Origin of the sequence: Bradyrhizobium sp. (assembly GCF_035935975.1) — a bacterium.
Taxonomy (GTDB): domain Bacteria; phylum Pseudomonadota; class Alphaproteobacteria; order Rhizobiales; family Xanthobacteraceae; genus Bradyrhizobium.
Window position 1 is genome coordinate 204923 of the sequence record NZ_DASYWN010000038.1, and the last position, 17908, is coordinate 222830.

18 protein-coding genes are annotated in these 17908 nt (G+C 65.9%); 17 read left to right on the plus strand and 1 reads right to left on the minus strand.

Features of this window, described 5'->3' with window-relative positions:
* The first annotated feature begins 126 nt into the window (after positions 1 to 126).
* From VGR99_RS21475 to VGR99_RS21515, 9 genes are all read left to right on the plus strand, one after another.
* Positions 127 to 1083: an N-carbamoyl-D-amino-acid hydrolase gene (locus VGR99_RS21475; protein WP_326901148.1), complete on the plus strand. Its 957-nt coding sequence runs from the start codon at positions 127 to 129 to the stop codon at positions 1081 to 1083.
* 70 nt (positions 1084 to 1153) lie between these two features.
* Positions 1154 to 1978, plus strand: coding sequence for an ABC transporter substrate-binding protein (locus VGR99_RS21480; protein ID WP_326901151.1), 825 nt, complete (start codon positions 1154 to 1156; stop codon positions 1976 to 1978).
* Positions 1975 to 2832, plus strand: a complete 858-nt coding sequence (locus tag VGR99_RS21485) for an amino acid ABC transporter permease (RefSeq protein WP_326901152.1) — start codon at positions 1975 to 1977, stop codon at positions 2830 to 2832. The genes VGR99_RS21480 and VGR99_RS21485 overlap by 4 nt, the downstream gene beginning before the upstream one ends.
* Positions 2829 to 3593, plus strand: coding sequence for an amino acid ABC transporter ATP-binding protein (locus VGR99_RS21490; RefSeq protein ID WP_326901153.1), 765 nt, complete (start codon positions 2829 to 2831; stop codon positions 3591 to 3593). The genes VGR99_RS21485 and VGR99_RS21490 overlap by 4 nt, the downstream gene beginning before the upstream one ends.
* 16 nt (positions 3594 to 3609) lie before the next feature.
* Positions 3610 to 4425 carry an ABC transporter substrate-binding protein gene (locus VGR99_RS21495; RefSeq protein ID WP_326901154.1) on the plus strand — a complete coding sequence of 272 codons (816 nt, stop codon included), beginning with the start codon at positions 3610 to 3612 and terminating at the stop codon, positions 4423 to 4425.
* Positions 4412 to 5296, plus strand: coding sequence for a polysaccharide deacetylase (locus tag VGR99_RS21500; RefSeq protein WP_326901155.1), 885 nt, complete (start codon positions 4412 to 4414; stop codon positions 5294 to 5296). The genes VGR99_RS21495 and VGR99_RS21500 overlap by 14 nt, the downstream gene beginning before the upstream one ends.
* Before the next feature lie 8 nt (positions 5297 to 5304).
* Positions 5305 to 5961: an aspartate/glutamate racemase family protein gene (locus VGR99_RS21505; protein WP_326901156.1), complete on the plus strand. Its 657-nt coding sequence runs from the start codon at positions 5305 to 5307 to the stop codon at positions 5959 to 5961.
* 20 nt (positions 5962 to 5981) lie between these two features.
* Positions 5982 to 7565, plus strand: coding sequence for an ABC transporter substrate-binding protein (locus VGR99_RS21510; RefSeq protein ID WP_326901157.1), 1584 nt, complete (start codon positions 5982 to 5984; stop codon positions 7563 to 7565).
* Complete coding sequence (locus tag VGR99_RS21515; RefSeq protein ID WP_326901158.1) at positions 7562 to 8935, plus strand: amidohydrolase family protein; 1374 nt, start codon at positions 7562 to 7564, stop codon at positions 8933 to 8935. The genes VGR99_RS21510 and VGR99_RS21515 overlap by 4 nt, the downstream gene beginning before the upstream one ends.
* On the opposite strand, the gene VGR99_RS21520 is transcribed toward VGR99_RS21515, so the two are convergent.
* Positions 8925 to 9848 carry a LysR substrate-binding domain-containing protein gene (locus VGR99_RS21520; RefSeq protein WP_326901159.1) on the minus strand — a complete coding sequence of 308 codons (924 nt, stop codon included), beginning with the start codon at positions 9846 to 9848 and terminating at the stop codon, positions 8925 to 8927. The genes VGR99_RS21515 and VGR99_RS21520 overlap by 11 nt on opposite strands.
* A gap of 271 nt (positions 9849 to 10119) precedes the next feature.
* Here VGR99_RS21520 and VGR99_RS21525 point away from each other — a divergent pair, with 271 nt between their 5' ends.
* The 8 genes from VGR99_RS21525 to VGR99_RS21560 are packed head-to-tail and all read left to right on the plus strand — an operon-like array spanning position 10120 to position 17897.
* Positions 10120 to 11154, plus strand: a complete 1035-nt coding sequence (locus tag VGR99_RS21525) for an ABC transporter substrate-binding protein (protein ID WP_326901161.1) — start codon at positions 10120 to 10122, stop codon at positions 11152 to 11154.
* 25 nt (positions 11155 to 11179) lie between these two features.
* Entirely contained in the window at positions 11180 to 12220 is a 1041-nt protein-coding gene (locus VGR99_RS21530) for an ABC transporter ATP-binding protein (protein WP_326901162.1), read from the plus strand.
* On the plus strand, positions 12217 to 13092 hold the full coding sequence (locus VGR99_RS21535) for an ABC transporter permease (protein ID WP_326901163.1): 876 nt from the start codon (positions 12217 to 12219) through the stop codon (positions 13090 to 13092). Before VGR99_RS21530 ends, VGR99_RS21535 begins: the two co-directional genes overlap by 4 nt.
* Entirely contained in the window at positions 13089 to 13895 is an 807-nt protein-coding gene (locus VGR99_RS21540; RefSeq protein WP_326901164.1) for an ABC transporter permease, read from the plus strand. Before VGR99_RS21535 ends, VGR99_RS21540 begins: the two co-directional genes overlap by 4 nt.
* Before the next feature lie 8 nt (positions 13896 to 13903).
* Positions 13904 to 15040, plus strand: a complete 1137-nt coding sequence (locus VGR99_RS21545) for an FAD-dependent oxidoreductase (protein ID WP_326901166.1) — start codon at positions 13904 to 13906, stop codon at positions 15038 to 15040.
* A gap of 27 nt (positions 15041 to 15067) precedes the next feature.
* Positions 15068 to 15364: a (2Fe-2S)-binding protein gene (locus tag VGR99_RS21550; RefSeq protein WP_212298280.1), complete on the plus strand. Its 297-nt coding sequence runs from the start codon at positions 15068 to 15070 to the stop codon at positions 15362 to 15364.
* Positions 15361 to 16779 carry an NAD(P)/FAD-dependent oxidoreductase gene (locus tag VGR99_RS21555; protein ID WP_326901167.1) on the plus strand — a complete coding sequence of 473 codons (1419 nt, stop codon included), beginning with the start codon at positions 15361 to 15363 and terminating at the stop codon, positions 16777 to 16779. Before VGR99_RS21550 ends, VGR99_RS21555 begins: the two co-directional genes overlap by 4 nt.
* Entirely contained in the window at positions 16776 to 17897 is a 1122-nt protein-coding gene (locus VGR99_RS21560) for an FAD-dependent oxidoreductase (RefSeq protein WP_326901168.1), read from the plus strand. The genes VGR99_RS21555 and VGR99_RS21560 overlap by 4 nt, the downstream gene beginning before the upstream one ends.
* Positions 17898 to 17908 lie beyond the last annotated feature (11 nt).

The following is a 17908-nucleotide window of genomic DNA, read 5'->3' on the forward strand; positions in this document are numbered from 1 at the left end:
AAAACATCATAGCAGAACGAATTGATTTTGCAGCCCCGCTTCCGCGTAATGGCGACGGATTTGCACGTCGCATCAAAGGGTTCATTCGCCCATTGAGGCAGCACTACGCACAGATTGGAGGCAATCTTGGTTCGTGTCCTTCGCGCCGCCGCCGCTCAAATGGGGCCGACGCAAAAAGCAGATAGCCGTGAGCACACGCTCTCGCGAATGCTCGCCATGCTGGAGGAGGCGGCAAGCCGCGGCGCCAGCCTCGTGGTGTTCCCCGAGCTTGCCTTCACCACCTTCTTTCCGCGCTGGCTGCTCGAGGGCGATGCGCTCGACCATTATTTCGAGCGCGGCATGCCGAACCCGGCGGTGGCGAAGCTGTTCGACCGGGCGCGCGCGCTGCGCGTCGGCTTCTATGTCGGCTATGCCGAGCTGACGCCGGACGGCCGCCGCTACAATTGCGCCGTCCTGGTCGACCGCGACGGCGAGATTCTCGGCCGCTATCGCAAGGTGCATCTGCCGGGCTCGGTCGAGCCTCGCGAGGGCGCGCGCTACCAGCAGCTCGAGAAGCGCTATTTCGAATATGGCGACCTCGGCTTCCCCGCCTTCCGCGCCGGCTCGGCCTGGGCCCACGCAATAATGGGCATGATGATCTGCAACGATCGTCGCTGGCCGGAGTCCTGGCGCGTGCTCGGCCTGCAAGGCGTTGAACTCGTCTGCATCGGCTACAATTCGGCGGCCTATGATCCCAATGGCGGCACGACGGAAGACGGAGCGCTCCGCACCTTCCACTCGACGCTGGTGACGCAGGCCAACGCCTATATGAATGCGACCTGGGCGATCTCGGTGGCGAAGGCGGGCGAAGAAGATGGTTCGGGCCTGATCGGGGGGTCCTGCATCGTCGATCCCAATGGACGAATTGTCGCACAGGCGCAGACGCTGGCAGATGAGGTGATCGTCGCCGACATCGATCTCGATCTCTGCCGCCAGGGCAAGGACAAGATGTTCAATTTCGCCGCCCACCGGCGGCCGGAGCAATACAGGGTGATCACCGAGCGTGCCGGCGTCATCGAGCCGGCGGTTCTCGACGCGGACTGACCAAATGGCACGGCGCTCGCAATAGCGCCGAATAGGACCGGCAACGGAAAGCGTTAGCAAAGGAGCTGACATGACACGCCTCTCGCATTTCCTCGCTCTTGCAGCACTGGCTGCCGCCACGTCAGCGCAGGCGGCCGAGCTTCCGGCGGAGATCAAGCAGGCGGGCACGCTGAAGCTGACGGTCAACTCCACCTACGCGCCGATGGAATATCGCGATCCCGCCAGCAACGAACTCGTTGGGCTCGACATCGATCTCGCCAACGAGCTTGCCAAGCGCCTCGGCGTCAAGATCGTCTGGAGCGAGACGCCGTTCGCCGAGCTGATCCCGTCGCTCCAGACCAAGCGCGCCGACTTCATCATCTCCGGCATCTCGGACCGCGCCTCGCGGCGCGAGACCGCCGACTTCGTCGATTATCTCGGGACCGGCCCGCAGTTCTTCGTGATGGCGGACAGTGCGGCGAAGGACGCGACCGATCTTTGCGGCAAGAAGGTCGGCACCACGCGCAGCACCAGCTTCCCGGTCGAGATCGAGAAGTGGAGCAAGCAGAACTGCGAGACGACCGGCAAGCCTGCGATTCAGTACGTTCCGGGCGAGAACTCGATCGACGTCCGCAACCAGCTCAAGCAGGGCCGCATCGACGCCGCCGTGCAGGGCAGCGAGACGCTGCCTTATGCGCAATCGCAGGAGCCCGGCAAATACCGCGTCGTCGGGGAGCCCTTTGCCAAGGGATATCAAGGCATCATGTTCCGCAAGGACGATGCGGCCCTGCGCGAGGTCGTGACGGAGAAGCTCACCGCGATGATCGCTGATGGCTCCTACAAGGCCGTTCTCGACAAATGGGGTCTCGGCGCCAACGCCGTCGCGCAGCCCATGCTGAACGCGGCGCCGCAATGAAGCCGGCGCCGGCACTCGCGGAGGGTTTCCCTGATTTGTCGGGGATGCGGATCGCGCGCGAGCCGCACTGGTTTCGCTGGCTCAGCGCGGCCCTGATCGTCCTCGTGCTGGCGGTAATCGTGCGTGCCTTTGCGAACGGCCAGATCGAATGGTCCTATGTCAGCCGCTTCCTGACCGCAAAGGTCATCCTCGAAGGCATCGTCAACACCATGGTGATGGCGATGCTGGCGATGGTCCTCGGCATCTTTCTCGGCATTGTCGTCGCGATCATGCGCCTGTCGCCCAATCCGGTGCTGAAGACGGTGGCCGGCGGCTACACCTGGCTGTTCCGTGGCACGCCGCTGATCCTGCAATTGCTCTTGTGGTTCAATCTCGCGCTGGTGTTTCCGACCATCGGCATTCCCGGCTTGTGGAGTGCGCGCGCCGTCGACGTCATGACGCCGTTCCTCGCTGCGCTGCTCGGGCTCGGCATCAACCAGGGCGCCTATACGTCCGAGGTGATGCGCGCTGGCATGCTGTCGGTCGATATCGGGCAATATGAGGCGGCGCAGGCGATCGGAATGGGGCGGCTGCGCGCGCTGCGCCGGATCGTGCTGCCGCAGGCGATGCGCGTCGTGATTCCGCCGCTCGGCAACGAGTTCATCGGCATGGTGAAGGCGACCTCGCTTGCGAGCGTCATCCAGTATCCGGAATTGCTGCACAACGCCGAGAACATCTATTACGCCAATTCCCGCGTGATCGAGCTCCTGATCGTCGCCGGGCTATGGTACCTGCTCGTGGTCTCGATCCTGACCCCGCTCCAGATGCTGCTCGAACGCCGCTTCGCGCGCGGCACATTGCGGCTTGCGCGATGACAAAACCCCTCGTCGCGATCCGCTCCGTCAGCAAGAACTTTGGAGAGTTCCAGGCTCTCAAAAACGTCTCGCTCGACGTCTGGCCCGGCGAGGTGATGTGCCTGATCGGCGCCTCCGGCTCCGGCAAGACCACGCTGCTCCGCTGTATCAACCAGCTCGCCGTAATCGATAGTGGCGGCATCTGGCTCGACGGTGAACTGCTGGGCGTGCGCGAGCAGGGCGGCAAGCTCCATCGCCTCAGCGAGGGGGAGATCGGGCGGCAGCGGCTGAAGACCGGCATGGTGTTCCAGCGCTTCAACCTGTTTCCGCACAAGACCGCGCTCGAGAACATCACCGAGGGGCCGCTTCAGGTCCAGGGCCGCAAATCCGACGCGGTGCGCTCTGAAGCCCTCGAATTGCTCCGGCGCGTCGGATTGTCGGCGAAAGCCGATTGGTATCCCGCACAACTCTCGGGCGGCCAGCAGCAACGCGTCGCCATCGCCCGTGCGCTGGCGATGAAGCCGATGCTGATGCTGTTCGACGAGCCGACCAGCGCGCTCGATCCCGAACTCGTCGGCGAGGTGCTCGCCGTCATGAAGGAGCTGGCGAAGAGCGGCATGACCATGATGGTGGTGACGCACGAGCTCGGCTTCGCTCGCGAGGTCGCCGACCGCGTCGTCTACATGGACCAGGGCGCGATCGTCGAGCAGGGACGGGCGTCCGACGTGCTGGGTGCGCCGCGCGAGGAGCGTACCAAGGCATTTCTTTCAGCAGTGATCTAGCAGTGGGGGCGAGTTGATGAAGAGACTTTTCGTAGCGGCGGCAGTCCTGGGCGCCATGACCGTATCGGCTTTGGCGATCGAGCTTCCCGCGGAGATCGCCAAGCGCGGCAGCCTCAAGGTGGCGCTGGTGCCGAACTATCCGCCGATGGAGTTCCGTGATCCCGCCACCAATGCGCTCACGGGGTTCGACGTCGAGCTTGGCGAAGCGATCGGCCGCAAGCTCGGCGTCAAGATCGAATGGCAGGAGACCAGCTTCGCCGAGTTCATGCCGTCGATTGCGACGGGGCGGGCGGACGCGATCCTGTCAGGCTTCACCGACTATGCAAGCCGGCACGAGACCGCGACCTTCGTCGATTATCTTCGCAGCGGTCCGCGCTTCTTCGTTCAGCAGTCGCGCGCGGCGGAGTTCAAGGACGCCGTCTCGCTCTGCGGCAAGAAGGTGGGTGCCAGCCGCCGCACCATGTTCCCGGCGCAGATCGCGGCCTGGAGCGAGAAGAACTGCGGCGGCAATGCCATCGTGTTCGTCGGCACCGACGGCTCGGCGGATGCCCGCACCCAGCTCAGGCAGGGGCGCATCGACGCCGCCGTGCAGGGTGACGAGACGCTGCCCTATATCATGGATCAGGAGCCCGGCGCTTACGTGCCGGTCGGCCAGACCCTTGCGCAGCAATTCACCGGCATCGCGCTGCCGGTCAAGGAAAAGGCGCTTCACCAGGCGATGCTGGAGGCCGTCGATGCGCTGATCGCCGACGGCACCTACAAGACCCTGCTCGCCAAGTGGAAACTGAGCGACAACGCAATAGAGAAGGCGACCATCAATGCTGGACAGTAAGGCACTCCAGAGCATCCCGCTCACCCCAGCCAACACCGCGGATCCCGCGCCGGAATATCCCTGGCCGAAGCCGTACAAGGCGGCGATGTTCCTGTCGTTCGACGTGGACGCGGAGAGCGCGTGGACCAGCAAGGACGCGGTGCATGCGCAGCGGCTCATCACCATGAGCTATGGCGGCTATGAAGCCCGCGTCGGCACTCCGAAACTGCTGGAGCTGCTCGACCAGCTCGATCTCAAGGCGACGTTCTTCGTCACGGGCTGGTCGGTGGATGCGCATCCGGCGATGGCCGAATCCATCCTCAAGGCCGGCCACGAGATCGGCCATCACGGCTATCACCATCTGCTGCCCGATCCCGGCGATCCCTGGATCGAGGAGGAGCTGGAGCGCGGCTTCGAGGCGCTGAAGCGCCGGCTCGGCGTCAAGCCGACCGGCTATCGTGCGCCCTACGGCGAATTCACCGAGGAGTTGCGCGTGGCGCTGGTGCGTCACGGCATCGTCTACACGTCCTCGTTCCGCGACGACGTGCGGCCCTATCGCCACCGCCTCGCCGACGGCAAGCCCGGCACGATCGAGCTGCCGGTCACCGCAAGCTATGACGACTGGATGCACGGCCTGTCCGCGCGCTTCAGCCCGCGCTCGATCTTCCCCAAGGAGCACGTGCTCTCGATGTGGAAGGACGAGCTGGATGAGGTCCGCGACTGGGGCGCGATGGTGACGACGGTGCTGCATCCGCAGTGCAGCGGCCGTCCGATGCGGCTGCGCCTGCTGCGCGAGTTCCTGACCTACGCAAAATCGTGCCCGGATGTCTGGATCACGACCGGCGAGAAGATCGCGGAGAACTTCCTGCGCCACGAGGCGGCCAACCGTTGAGCCATGCCATGACCCGTCGCCGTATCCTCGTCATCAACCCCAACTCCTCGGCGTCGGTGACGGCGGCGATCGATGACGCGGTTGCGCCGCTGCGGATCGCGGGCGGGCCTGATATCGATGTGGTCGGCCTTGCCGAGGGACCGCCCGGCATCAGCTCGCAGCGCGATGCCGATAGCGTGGTGATGCCGCTGGTCAATCGCGTCACGCGTGAGGATGCAGATGCCTTCGTGCTCGCCTGCTTCAGCGATCCCGGCCTGCATGCGGTGCGCGAAGCCGCCGGCGGTCGTCCGGTGCTCGGCATCGCCGAATGCGGCATCTTTCGCGCGTTGATGCTTGGCGAGCGCTTCGGCGTCATTGCGCTGTCGCCCTCCAGCATCCGCCGCCAGCAGCGCATGGCGCGGGTGATGGGCGTGGACAGTCGCTATGCCGGAAGCTGGTCGGTCGGCGCGAGCGCAGCCGAAACGGCCAGCGCGGACATCCGCGGCCGGCTGATCGAGGCCGGCCGTGCGCTGGTCACGCAATGCCGCGCCGATGTCGTGGTGATGGGCTGCGCCGGCATGGCCTCGCATCGCGCGGCGATTGCGGAAGCGATTGGCGTGCCGGTCATTGAACCTGCACAGCAGGCCGTTGCGGCCGCGATCGGCGCGGTCTTGTTGAATACCTAAATCTTCAGGAGCCTCCCTTAATGCCTATCTCCCGCCGCTCGCTCCTCAAGGCCGCCGCCGCCATGCCGGCGCTGTCGCTGCCAGGTATCGTCCGTGCCGAGGCGCAGCGCACCTTGCGCTTCATTCCCGTCATCGACCTCGCCTTCGTCGATCCCATCTATTCGACCGCGCAGGTGTCGCGAAACCATGGCTTCATGGTCTACGACACGCTCTACGGCATGAGCTCCGCGCTGCAGGTCTCGCCGCAGATGCTGTCGGGCCACGCGATCTCCGGCGACCAGCTCCAGTGGGACCTCACGCTGCGTGACGGGCTGTTCTGGCATGACGGCGAGCGCGTGCTCGCGCGCGACTGCGTCGCCAGCATCCGCCGCTGGGCCGCACGCGACGGTTTTGGCGGCGAGCTTCTGGAGGCGACTGCCGAGCTGTCGGCCGCTGACGACCGCACCATCCGCTTCCGTCTCAAGCGTCCGTTCCCGCTGCTGCCGCAGGCGCTCGGCAAGGCCGCGATCAATCCCTGCTTCATGATGCCGGAGCGGCTGGCGAGCCAGGATCCGTTCAAGCCGCTGACCGAAGTCGTCGGCAGCGGTCCGTTCCGCTATCTCGCCGACGAGCGCGTGCAGGGCGCCCGCAACGCCTATGCCAAGTTCGACCGCTATCAGCCGCGCACCGACGGCAAGCCGGATTGGACCGCAGGTCCGAAGATCGTCCACTACGATCGCGTGGTCTGGACCACCACGCCCGATGCCGGCACCGGCGTCGCCGCGCTCCAGACCGGCGAGCAGGACTGGCAGGAGACCACGCCGCACGATTTGCTCCCGATCATCAAGGCCGCCGGCGATATCGAGACGCGCATCCTCGATCCTCGCGGCTACGCTTGCATGCTGCGCCTCAATCATCTGCAGCCGCCGTTCGACAATCCCGCCGTGCGCCGCGCGCTGCTCGGTGCGATCGACCAGGCAGCGTTCATGACGGCGGTGGCCGGCACCGATCCCGCCTTCCAGGTCTCGCCGATCGGCTTCTTCGCGCCTGGTACGCCGATGGCGAACGATGTCGGCCTCGATGTGTTCCGCGGCCCGCGCAACTACGACAAGGTCAAGGCCGACCTGAAGGCCGCCGGCTACAATGGCGAGAAGATCGTCGTGCTCGTCCCGACCAATTCGCTGGCGCAGAAGCCGCTCGGCGAGATCGCGGTGGACAGCTTGCGCAAGGCCGGCATGAACGTCGAATATGCCGGGCTCGACTTTGCCGTCGTCCTGCAGCGCCAGCTCAAGAAAGATCCGATCGGGCAGGGCGGCTGGAGCGCGGCGGTCGGCAACTGGCAGGGCATCGACTGGCTGAATCCCGCCGGCAACACCAATATCCGCGGCGAAGGCAAGGTCGCCGGCTGGTATGCAAGCGAGAAGATGGGCGTGTTGCGCAGCCAGTGGCTGGCGGCCTCCGAGCTCGCCGAGCAGCAGCGCATCTGCCGCGAGATCCAGGCAGTCGCGTTCGAGGAAATCCCCTATATTCCGATCGGCCTGTACAAGCAGCCGACCGCCTATCGCAAAGAGATCACCGGCATTCTCGACGGCACCGCCGTCTTCTGGAACGTACGCCCCGCATGAGCACCACGGCAATCTTCGGCAGCTATGTGCTGTCACGCAAAGACGGCGCGCAGGATGTGCTGCGCGACCATTGGGTCCTGGTCGAAGGCAAGAAGATCGCCGCGATCACGCGCAGCAAGCCGAGCGCGGACGAGGTCTACGACCGCCCGGGCCGTTTCGTGCTGCCGGGCCTCCTGAACCTGCACAATCACTGCTTCTCGGAAGCGGTGGCGCGCAGCCACACCGAGGACGGCAACGGCCGCAAGAACAACCAGAGCATCGTCTATACGGTGCTGCTGCCGCTGACCAAGCGCGGCGCCGAAATCCTGTCGGCGGAGGAGCGGCTCGCGGTCGCGCGGCTCGGCATCCTCCAGCTGCTCAAGGGCGGCGCCACCACGGTGATGGAGCCGTTCCGCAATTCGATCCCAGAGATGTTCGACGCGGCCGAGGAGATGGGCATCCGCTTCTACGGCGCGCCCTACCTGTTCTCGACGTCGGACGCCAAGGCCGGCCCCGATGGCGTGGTGCGCTATTCCGGCGACGACGGCACCGCCGACATGGCGACATGGGACGCGCTCTACCAGCGCTGGAACAATCGCGGTGACGGCCGCATCAGCCTCGCCATGAGCCCGCATGCCACCGATACCTGCGGCCCGGATCTGCTGAAGGCCTGCGCCACGCGGGCGCGCGAGCTCGGCGTTCCCATCACCACGCACATGGCGCAGAGCCGCGCCGAGGTCGAGACCATCGGCAAGCGCTATGGCGGCCGTACGCCGGCGCAATATCTGGACTGGCTCGGCCTGCTTGCGCCCGATCTGATGGCGGCGCATTGCATGTTCAGCAGCGATGCCGATCTCAAGCTGATGGCCGCGCGCGGCATGACCGTGCTCAATTGCCCGCGCGTGTTCGCACGCGCTGGCGTTACCGCGGCATTCAGCCGGTTTGCCGAGCATGGCGTGCGCACCGTGGTTGGCACCGACGGCTACAACATGGACCTGCTCGGCGAGCTCAATGCGGCCTCGCTGATCTCGAAGGTTACCTCGCAGCGCGCCGACGTGGCGAACTCGCCGGAGCTGATCGAGGCGAACACGGCTGTGGCCGCCGATGTCATCAAGCGGCCGGACCTCGGCCGGATCGAGCCGGGCGCCACCGCCGACCTCACCGTCGTCGATCTCACCCATCCGCATCTTCAACCGCTGTTCGATCCGCGCCGCGCGCTGATCGCACTCGCCAACCGGGCCAATATCGACCAGGTCATGGTCGATGGCCGCATGCTGGTCGATGCCGGCCGTTATCTCGCTGCGGACGAAGCCGCGATCATGGCGGCAGGCACCGCCGCGATCGGCAAGATCTGGGACCTGCCGGAGGCGCAGGCCGCATTCAACGGCTGATCGCGGCTTCCGGCAGATCGTCGAACTCGGCGAGCGCCTTGCGCACGGTCTCGACGAAATCCAGCGCCATCGGCGAGGCACTGCGCTGCGCCGGGAAGACGGCGGAGAACTCGAAGTCGATGCGTGGCAGGAAGCGGCGCACGACGACGCCGCGGGTCGAAAACTCCTGCGCGGTGAAGGGATCGCAGATTGCGACGCCGAGGCCCGACGACACCATGCCGCACATGATCTCCGACAACGTGGTCTCCACCCGCAGCACGCGGCGGACATCGTGGCGATGGAAGACCTGGTCGACGAGGTGCCGGCTCGACGTGCCTGAGGACAGCGAGATGAACGTCTCGCCCTCGAAGTCGCGCGGCTCCAGCACGTCCTTTTCGGTGAGGCGATGACCTGTCGGCAGCACTGCGACGCGCGCGGGTGCCGGCAGCCTCTGGCTCGGCAGGCCGGAATGCGCGATCGGCACCTCGGCAAAGCCGACGTCGCACTGATTGTTCAGCACCCAGTCGACCACGATCGGCGAGATCACCCCGAAGAAGGCGAGGTTGAGGTTCGGCCGTTCTTTCAGGAAGTGACCCGTGAGCCGCGGCAGATAGCCGTTCGACAGCGCCGGCAATGCCGCGATGCGCAGCGAGCCGGTGCGGCGGCCGCGGATCTCTTCGGCCGCCGCGGTGATGCGTTCGAGGCCGACGAAGGAGCGCTCCACCTCGGTATAAAGCGCCATCGCTGCCGCGGTCGGCACCAGGCCGGTGCCGCGCCGCTCGAACAGCTCCATTTTCAACAGCGCCTGGAGGTCGCGCAGCAGACGGCTGACCGCCGGCTGCGTCACCACCATCAGCTTCGCCGCCTCGGTGACGCTGCCGGTCAGCATCGTCGCGCGGAAGGCCTCCACCTGCCGCGAATTGATCCGCGCCATCCCGATTTCCATTCATAACATTTCGGCATCCAGATGGTGCCATTATTCATTGGACGATGGAAGTATAGGTTGCGATCTTTTTCATCAGGACTGGAGACAGCCTGCTTTTTCGGCAGATTGGAGGGGTTCAAACCTCCAGATCGCGCCAAAACCCGCCGCACGGGGGCCGGAGCCCTGTCCGGAGAGGGCTTGCGCGGAAGGAAATGCGGAAGGCGCCTCAGTCTGAGATTTGTCGGCACGTCACCTCATTCCGGTATGGAGATCGGACCACATGAAGACTCTTCGCCTTCTGACAGCGGCCAGCATCGCGGCGCTCATTGCCGTCCCGTCGGCCGCCTCGGCCCAGCAAAAGACGCTCTATGTCGCCGGCTACGGCGGCTCGTTCGAGAAGACGATCCGCGACGAGGTGATCCCGGCCTTCGAGAAGGAGAACGGCGTCAAGGTCGAGTACGTCGCCGGCAACTCCACCGACACGCTGGCCAAGCTCCAGGCGCAGAAGGGCAACCAGCAGATCGACGTCGCCATCGTCGATGACGGCCCGATGTACCAGGCGATCCAGCTCGGATTCTGCGGCAAGCTCGATGGTCTTCCGGCCGATCTCTACGACACCGCGCGCTTCAAGGACGATCGCGCCGTTGCGATCGGCATCGTCGCCACCGGCCTGATGTACAACACCAAGGTGTTCGCCGAGAAAGGCTGGGCGCCGCCGACCTCGTGGAACGATCTGAAGGACACGAAATACGCCAAGCAGCTCGTGATCCCGCCGATCAACAACACCTACGGTCTCGAAGCGCTGGTGATGCTGTCGAAGATGAACGGCGGCGGCGAGTCCAACGTCGATTCGGGCTTCAAGATCTTCAAGGAGCAGATCAATCCGAACGTGCTCGCCTATGAGCCGTCGCCGGGCAAGATGACCGAGCTGTTCCAGTCCGGTCAGGCCGTCATCGCGGTGTGGGGCACCGGCCGCGTGCAGAGCTTTGCCAACACCGGCTTCCCCGTCGACTTCGTCTACCCGAAGGAAGGCGCCGCGACGCTGCTGACGACGGCCTGTCCGATCACCAAGCCGAACGCCTCGCCGCTGGCGTCGAGCTTCGTGAAGATGCTGCTCGATCCAAAAATCCAGCTCGTGATGCTCAAGGACTACGGCTACGGCCCGGTGCTGAAATCGCTGAAGGTACCGCCGGAACTCGGCAAGATGGCTCCGATCGGCGAGCGCGCGGCCAAGCTCTATAATCCGGACTGGACCGTCATCAACGAGAAGCGCGAGGAGTGGACCAAGCGCTGGAACCGCGAGGTCGAGCGTTGATCTGAACGTTCGCGGAGACAGCGTCATGGCCTTTCTCGAGCTCGATCGGGTCGCCAAGCAGTTCGGCGCGCAGACTGTGGTCGACGACTTCAGTCTCGCGGTGGGCAAGGGGGAGTTCATCTCCTTCCTTGGCCCCTCCGGCTGCGGCAAGACCACGACTCTGCAGATGATCGCGGGCTTCCTCGATCCCACGCGCGGTGCGATCCGCCTGGAGGGCAAGGATTTGACCGCGATCCATCCGGCCAAGCGCGGGCTCGGCATCGTGTTCCAGAGCTACGCGCTGTTTCCGCATATGACGGCGGCGGAGAACGTCGCGTTCGGTCTCGAGATGCGCAACGTCCCGCGCAGCGAGCGGGCCGAGCGCGTGCGTGCCGCACTGGCAATGGTGGGCCTCGCCGGTTACGAGGACCGCCATCCCCGCCGCATGTCCGGCGGCCAGCAGCAGCGCGTCGCTCTGGCGCGCGCGCTGGTGATCAAGCCGAGCGTGCTTCTGCTCGACGAGCCGCTGTCGAACCTCGACGCAAAGCTGCGCGAGGAGATGCAGATCGAGCTGCGGCAGATCCAGCGCACCATCGGCACCACCACGATTCTCGTCACCCACGACCAGAACGAGGCGATGTCGCTGTCCGACCGCATCGTGGTGATGAGCCAGGGCAAGATCGAGCAGATCGGCACGCCGCAGGAAACCTATGAGAAGCCGGCCTCGGCCTTCGTCTCTCAGTTCCTGGGCAAGACCAACGATTTCGCCGGGACCATTGATCGGACCGTTACGCCCACGCAACTCGTGGCGGGTTCCTGGAGCGCGCCGGCGCCGGCCGGGCTGAGCGGTCCTGTCACCGTCAGCATCCGCCCCGAGCGAATCGGCTTCGGCGATGCCGGCCTCAGCGCAAAGATCGTCACGCGCATCTTCCAGGGCAATCACTGGCTGTTCCAGTGCGACAGCGAATGCGGCCCGGCGATCGTGATCCGCCAGAATAACGGCACGGCGCAGCCGGCCGAAGGCGAGGCCGTTCGCCTCGCCTGGCGGCCCGAGGACATGAGCGTGCGCGCGAGGGCCGGCGCATGAGCGCGGCTGCCGAGGAGCGCGTCGCGCGTGCGCCCTGGGCGCTGACCGCGCCCGCCTTGATGCTGTTCGTCGGCGTGCTGCTGATTCCGCTGGCGATGACTGTGATGTTGTCGTTCCACGACTGGGGCCAGTACAAGGGCATCGAGCCGGTCTTCATCCTCAAGAACTGGCATGAGATCGCGACCGATCCCTATTACGCCGAGATGTTCTGGCGGACCTTTCGGATCGCGATCCTGACCACGCTGCTCACCGCGCTGCTTGGTGCGCCCGAGGCCTACATCCTCAACCGCATGAGCGGCCGCTGGAAGAGCTTCTTCCTGCTGGTCATTCTCGGGCCGCTGCTGATCTCGGTGGTGGCGCGCACGCTCGGCTGGGCACTGCTGTTCGGCGGCAATAACGGCCTCGTCAACAAGCTCTTGATGTCGCTCGGCGCGATCCGCTCCCCCATCCCCTTCATGTTCACCGAAACCGGCATGGTGGTCGCGCTCGCGCATGTGATGATGCCGTTCATGGTGCTGTCGGTGTGGGCGGCGCTGCAGCGGCTCGATCCGCAGATCGAGAATGCCGCGATGTCGCTTGGCGCCGGGCCCGTGACCATCATCCGCCGCATCATCATGCCGCAGATCATGCCGGGCGTGCTGTCGGGCGCGATCATCGTGTTTTCGCTGTCGGCCAGCGCCTTTGCGACGCCCGCGATCATCGGCGGCCGCCGGCTCAAGGTCGCGGCGACGCTCGCCTATGACGAATTCCTGAATACGCTGAACTGGCCGCTGGGAGCGGCGGTCGCGACACTGCTGCTGGTCGCGCTGGTGCTGATCGTGGTCGGCAGCAATGCCCTGATCGAACGCCGCTACGCCGAGGTGTTCCGATGAGGCAGAACGGTCCGCTCGCGCTGATCTTCCACACCATCTTCGTCATCGTGATGGTGGCGCCAATCCTGGTGGTCTGCCTCGTCGCCTTTACGCCCGAAGGATTTCTGTCACTGCCGTCCAACGGCTTTTCGCTGCGCTGGTTCAGGGCGATAGGCAACTATCCCGAGTTCATCCACGCCTTCTGGGTCAGCTTGGGTCTCGGCGCGCTGTCGTCCTTCGTGGCGCTGCTGTTCGCAGTGCCGGCGGCGCTGGCGATCGCGCGCTATCGCTTTCGCGGGCGTGATGCGCTGGCGGCGCTGTTCCTGTCGCCGCTGATGATCCCGCATGTCGTGCTCGGCATCGCCTTCCTGCGCTTCTTCACCTCGGCCGGCCTCGGCGGCAGCTTTGCCGCGCTGATCATCGCGCATGTCATCATCGTGTTTCCGTTCGCGCTGCGGCTGACGCTGGCGGCCGCGACCGGCATGGACCGCACGGTCGAGATGGCCGCGGTCTCGCTCGGCGCCGGCGGCTGGACGCTGTTCCGCCGCGTGACCTTGCCGCTGATCCTGCCCGGCGTCATCAGCGGCTGGGCGCTCGCCTTCATCCAGTCCTTCGACGATCTCACCATGACCGTCTTCCTTGCGGCACCCGGCACCGAGACGTTGCCGGTGCGCATGTTCCTTTATATCCAGGACAACATCGATCCGCTGGTGACGTCGGTCTCGGCCTGCGTGATCGCGATCACCATGACCGCCCTCATTCTGCTCGACCGCTTCTACGGGCTCGACCGTGTGCTCGCCGGCAAGGGCGATACGGGACGATAGGAGAACCCATGTCCAGGGAATACGACGTCGCCGTTGTCGGCGGCGGACTGCTCGGCTCCGCCATTGCCTGGGGCCTCGGAAGGCTCGGCAAGCGCGTGGCCGTGCTCGACGAAGGCGACATCACCAAGCGCGCCTCGCGCGCGAACTTTGCGCTGGTGTGGGTGCAGAGCAAGGGGCTCGGCATGCCCGCCTATACGGTCTGGACCGTGCGGGCATCGGAAGCCTGGGGCCGGCTCGCCTCGGAGCTGAAGCAGCAGACCGGCCTCGACGTTTCCCTGCAGCAGAACGGCGGCTTCCATCTGACGCTCGGCGACGACGAATTCGGTCAGCGCACTGAGCTCGTCAAGCGCATGCACAACCAGACCGGCTCTGCCGACTACAAGATGGAGATGCTCTCGGCATCCGAGGTGAAGAAGTCGCTGCCGCTGATCGGCCCGGAAGTCTCCGGCGGCAGCTATTGCCCGCTCGACGGCCACGTCAATTCGCTGCGCACCTTCCGCGCCTTCCATACCGGCTTCAAGGCGTTCGGCATCGACTATTTCCCGGAGCAGCCGGTTTCGGCGATCAGCAAGAGCGGCGGCGAACTCCGCCTGACCACGCCGAAGGGTGAGGTGCGCGCCGCCAAGGTTGTGCTCGCAGCCGGCAACGCCAACCAGACGCTCGCGCCGATGGTCGGCCTCTACGCGCCGATGGGCCCGACCCGCGGGCAGATCGTGGTGACCGAACGCACCATGCCGTTCCTGCCGCATCCGCTGACCACGATCCGCCAGACCGACGAGGGCACGGTGATGATCGGCGACAGCAAGGAGGACGAGCTGGATGATCGAACGCTGAAGCATTCGATCAGCGCTGTCATGACCGACCGCGCGCAGCGCATGTTCCCGCATCTGTCACGGCTCAACGTGGTCAGGAGCTGGGCCGGCATCCGCGTCATGCCGCAGGACGGCTTTCCGATCTACGACCAGTCGGAGACGCATCCCGGCGCCTTCGTCGCCTGCTGTCATTCCGGCGTGACGCTCGCCTCCAACCACGCCTTCGAGATCGCGCGCATGGTTGCGCAGGGCGCGCTCGAGCCGGAGCTGGTCGGCGCGTTCTCCGCCAGCCGCTTCGGCGGCGCGGGCGCCGCGAACAACAGCGGTTACTAGAGATATCAAGGAGCCAAGAGGCATCCCATGTTTAGACGATCCGAACAGGACAAACGCCCGCAAGTGCAGATCTTCGTCGACGGCGTGGCCGTCGCGGCGCGCCAGGGCGACACCGTGTCCGCTGCACTACTGGCGTCCGGTCAGGACGCGCGGCGTTCGACGGCAGTCAGTGGCGCGCCGCGTCTGCCCTATTGCATGATGGGCGTGTGCTTCGACTGCCTCGTCACCATTGACGGTGTCGGCAATCGTCAGGGCTGCCTCGTGCCCGTCGCCGAGGGCATGCAGATCGAGATTCAGAAGGGCAAGCGGGAGATCGGAAAATGACTGTGGCTCCCAAGCGCGAAGACTATGACGTCGTGGTGATCGGTGCGGGGCCTGCAGGCCTTGCCGCTGCCGCGACCTCCGCGGAAGCTGGTCTCACGACGCTGCTGCTCGACGAGAACATCGGTCCGGGCGGCCAGGTGTTCCGCGCCATCTCGTCCACGCCCGTGACCGACCGCAACCAGCTCGGCGCCGACTACTGGGTGGGCGCCGATCTCGTGCAGGCGCTGCGCGCGAGCAGCGCCGAGGTCATCCACCGTGCAACGGTCTGGAGCCTCGATCGCAATCTCGATATCGCCATCTCGATCGGCGGCGCGTCCGCCTTCGTCAAGGCGAAGCGCGTGATCCTTGCGACCGGCGCGCTGGAACGTCCGTTCCCGATTCCCGGCTGGACCCTGCCGGGCGTGATGACCGCGGGTGCCGCGCAGACGATGCTGAAATCGTCGGCGCTGGTGCCGGATGGACGCACCGTGATCGCCGGGCAGGGGCCGTTGCTCTGGCTGCTCGCCGCGCAGATCCTGCGCCTCGGCGGCCGCATCGACCGCGTCCTCGACACCACCGAGCGCGGCAATTATTTCGCGGCGCTGCCGCACGCGTTCGCGTTCCTGACCTCGCCCTATTTCGCCAAAGGCCTGTCGATGATGCGCGAGGTGAAAGCCAAGGTGCAGGTCGTCTCCGGCGTCACCGAGCTTGCGGCATCCGGTGACGGCCAGCTTGCGAGCGTCAGCTATGTCGCGGGCGGCAAGCGCGAGACCCTTCCTGCGGATCTGTTGCTGCTGCATCAGGGCGTCGTGCCCAACGTCAACCTGGCGATGTCCGCAGGCATCGAGCATCGCTGGGACGATCTGCAACTATGCTGGTCGCCGGTGCTGGACGCGAGCGGCAGTTCGTCGGTTGCCGGCATCGCGATTGCTGGTGATGGCGCGGGCATCGGCGGCGCCAATGCGGCTGTGGTCCGTGGCCGCATCGCCGCCCGCGCCGCGGTCGAGGCGCTGGCGCCGGCGTCTGCCGCGAAGCTTGCGCCAATGGTGACGCTGCGGTCCGATCTCGCCAAGGCCGAGCGTGGCCGCGTCTTCCTCGACACACTGTTCCGCCCCGCGCCGCAATTCCGTATTCCCTCGGGCGACACCATCGTCTGCCGCTGCGAGGAGGTCACGGCAAAGGACGTTCTCGATTCCGTTGCGATCGGCGCGACCGGGCCGAACCAGCTCAAGGCCTATCGCCGCACCGGCATGGGCCCCTGCCAGGGCCGGCTCTGCGGCCTCACCGTCACCGAGCTGATGGCGCAGGCGCGCGGCAAGACTCCGCAGGAGATCGGCTATTACCGGCTGCGCGCGCCGGTGAAGCCGATCACGCTCGCCGAGCTCGCCGCCGTCCCGAAGAGCGAGGCCGACATCAAGGCCGTGGTGCGCGGATGACCAGGAATGTGGATGCGATCGTCATTGGCGGCGGCATCCACGGATGCTCGACGACGCTGCATCTGTGCCTCGCCGGCCTGAAACCGGTGCTGATCGAGAAAGATTACGCCGGCCGCCACGCCTCCGGCGTCAATGCCGGCGGCGTGCGTCAGCTCGCGCGGCACATCCCCGAAATCCCGCTCTCGATCCGCTCGATGGGGATCTGGGAGAAGATCAAGGACCTCCTCGACGACGATTGCAGCTTCGAGAGCCATGGTCAGGTGCTGGTCGCGGAGAATGAGGAGGAGCTCGCGGTCTGCCGCGCGCGCGTCGCCGAGCTCAACGCGCTCGGCTTCACCCATGAAGAGCTGATCGACGCCGCTGAGTTGCGGCGCCTCGTGCCGGCGGTCGCCGAGACCTGTCCCGGCGGCGTGGTCTCGCGCCGCGACGGCGCGGCCAATCCGGCGCAGACGACGACGGCGTTCCGCCGCAAGGCCGAACAGTTAGGCGCCACCGTGCGCGAAGGCGTGGCCGCCAGCAACATCCGCTACAACGACGGCCTCTGGCATGTCGATGTCGGGACCGAGACCTTTGCTGCACCGGTGCTCGTCAATGCCGCCGGCGCCTGGGCCGGCAAGATCGCCGCCGCGCTCGGCGAGCCCGTGCCGGTCGAGACCGTGGCGCCGATGCTGATGATCACCTCGCGCGTGCCGCACTTCATCGATCCCGTCGTGATCCTGCGCGGCCGCAAATTGTCCTTCAAGCAGTTCTCCAACGGCACCGTTCTGATCGGCGGCGGCCATCTGGCGACGCCCTATCAGGATCGCAACGAGACGGTGCTGGACTGGAAGAGCCTCGCGATCAGCGCGCGCACCGTGTTCGAGCTGTTCCCGGTGATGCGCAACGCCACGATCGTCCGCGCCTGGGCCGGCATCGAAGCCAAGATGAAGGACGACATTCCCGTGTTCGGCCCGAGCAGCCGCCACAGGGGGCTCTACCACCAGTTCGGTTTCTCGCTGCACGGTTTTCAGCTCGGCCCCGGCGCCGGCGCCGTGATGGCCGAGCTGATCGTCAATGGCGGCAGCCAGACCCGCGTCAGCGATCTCGGCATCGACCGCTTCCATCCCTCCACGCTCTAAGAAGAGGACAT

Coding starts and splice junctions, on each gene's coding strand:
- VGR99_RS21515 (WP_326901158.1), top strand. CDS start 7,562: ATGAGCACCACGGCAATCTTCGGCAGCTATGTGCTGTCACGCAAAGAC.
- VGR99_RS21500 (WP_326901155.1), top strand. CDS start 4,412: ATGCTGGACAGTAAGGCACTCCAGAGCATCCCGCTCACCCCAGCCAAC.
- VGR99_RS21530 (WP_326901162.1), top strand. CDS start 11,180: ATGGCCTTTCTCGAGCTCGATCGGGTCGCCAAGCAGTTCGGCGCGCAG.
- VGR99_RS21550 (WP_212298280.1), top strand. CDS start 15,068: ATGTTTAGACGATCCGAACAGGACAAACGCCCGCAAGTGCAGATCTTC.
- VGR99_RS21525 (WP_326901161.1), top strand. CDS start 10,120: ATGAAGACTCTTCGCCTTCTGACAGCGGCCAGCATCGCGGCGCTCATT.
- VGR99_RS21485 (WP_326901152.1), top strand. CDS start 1,975: ATGAAGCCGGCGCCGGCACTCGCGGAGGGTTTCCCTGATTTGTCGGGG.
- VGR99_RS21535 (WP_326901163.1), top strand. CDS start 12,217: ATGAGCGCGGCTGCCGAGGAGCGCGTCGCGCGTGCGCCCTGGGCGCTG.
- VGR99_RS21495 (WP_326901154.1), top strand. CDS start 3,610: ATGAAGAGACTTTTCGTAGCGGCGGCAGTCCTGGGCGCCATGACCGTA.
- VGR99_RS21560 (WP_326901168.1), top strand. CDS start 16,776: ATGACCAGGAATGTGGATGCGATCGTCATTGGCGGCGGCATCCACGGA.
- VGR99_RS21520 (WP_326901159.1), bottom strand. CDS start 9,848: ATGGCGCGGATCAATTCGCGGCAGGTGGAGGCCTTCCGCGCGACGATG.
- VGR99_RS21490 (WP_326901153.1), top strand. CDS start 2,829: ATGACAAAACCCCTCGTCGCGATCCGCTCCGTCAGCAAGAACTTTGGA.
- VGR99_RS21545 (WP_326901166.1), top strand. CDS start 13,904: ATGTCCAGGGAATACGACGTCGCCGTTGTCGGCGGCGGACTGCTCGGC.
- VGR99_RS21555 (WP_326901167.1), top strand. CDS start 15,361: ATGACTGTGGCTCCCAAGCGCGAAGACTATGACGTCGTGGTGATCGGT.
- VGR99_RS21510 (WP_326901157.1), top strand. CDS start 5,982: ATGCCTATCTCCCGCCGCTCGCTCCTCAAGGCCGCCGCCGCCATGCCG.
- VGR99_RS21540 (WP_326901164.1), top strand. CDS start 13,089: ATGAGGCAGAACGGTCCGCTCGCGCTGATCTTCCACACCATCTTCGTC.
- VGR99_RS21505 (WP_326901156.1), top strand. CDS start 5,305: ATGACCCGTCGCCGTATCCTCGTCATCAACCCCAACTCCTCGGCGTCG.
- VGR99_RS21480 (WP_326901151.1), top strand. CDS start 1,154: ATGACACGCCTCTCGCATTTCCTCGCTCTTGCAGCACTGGCTGCCGCC.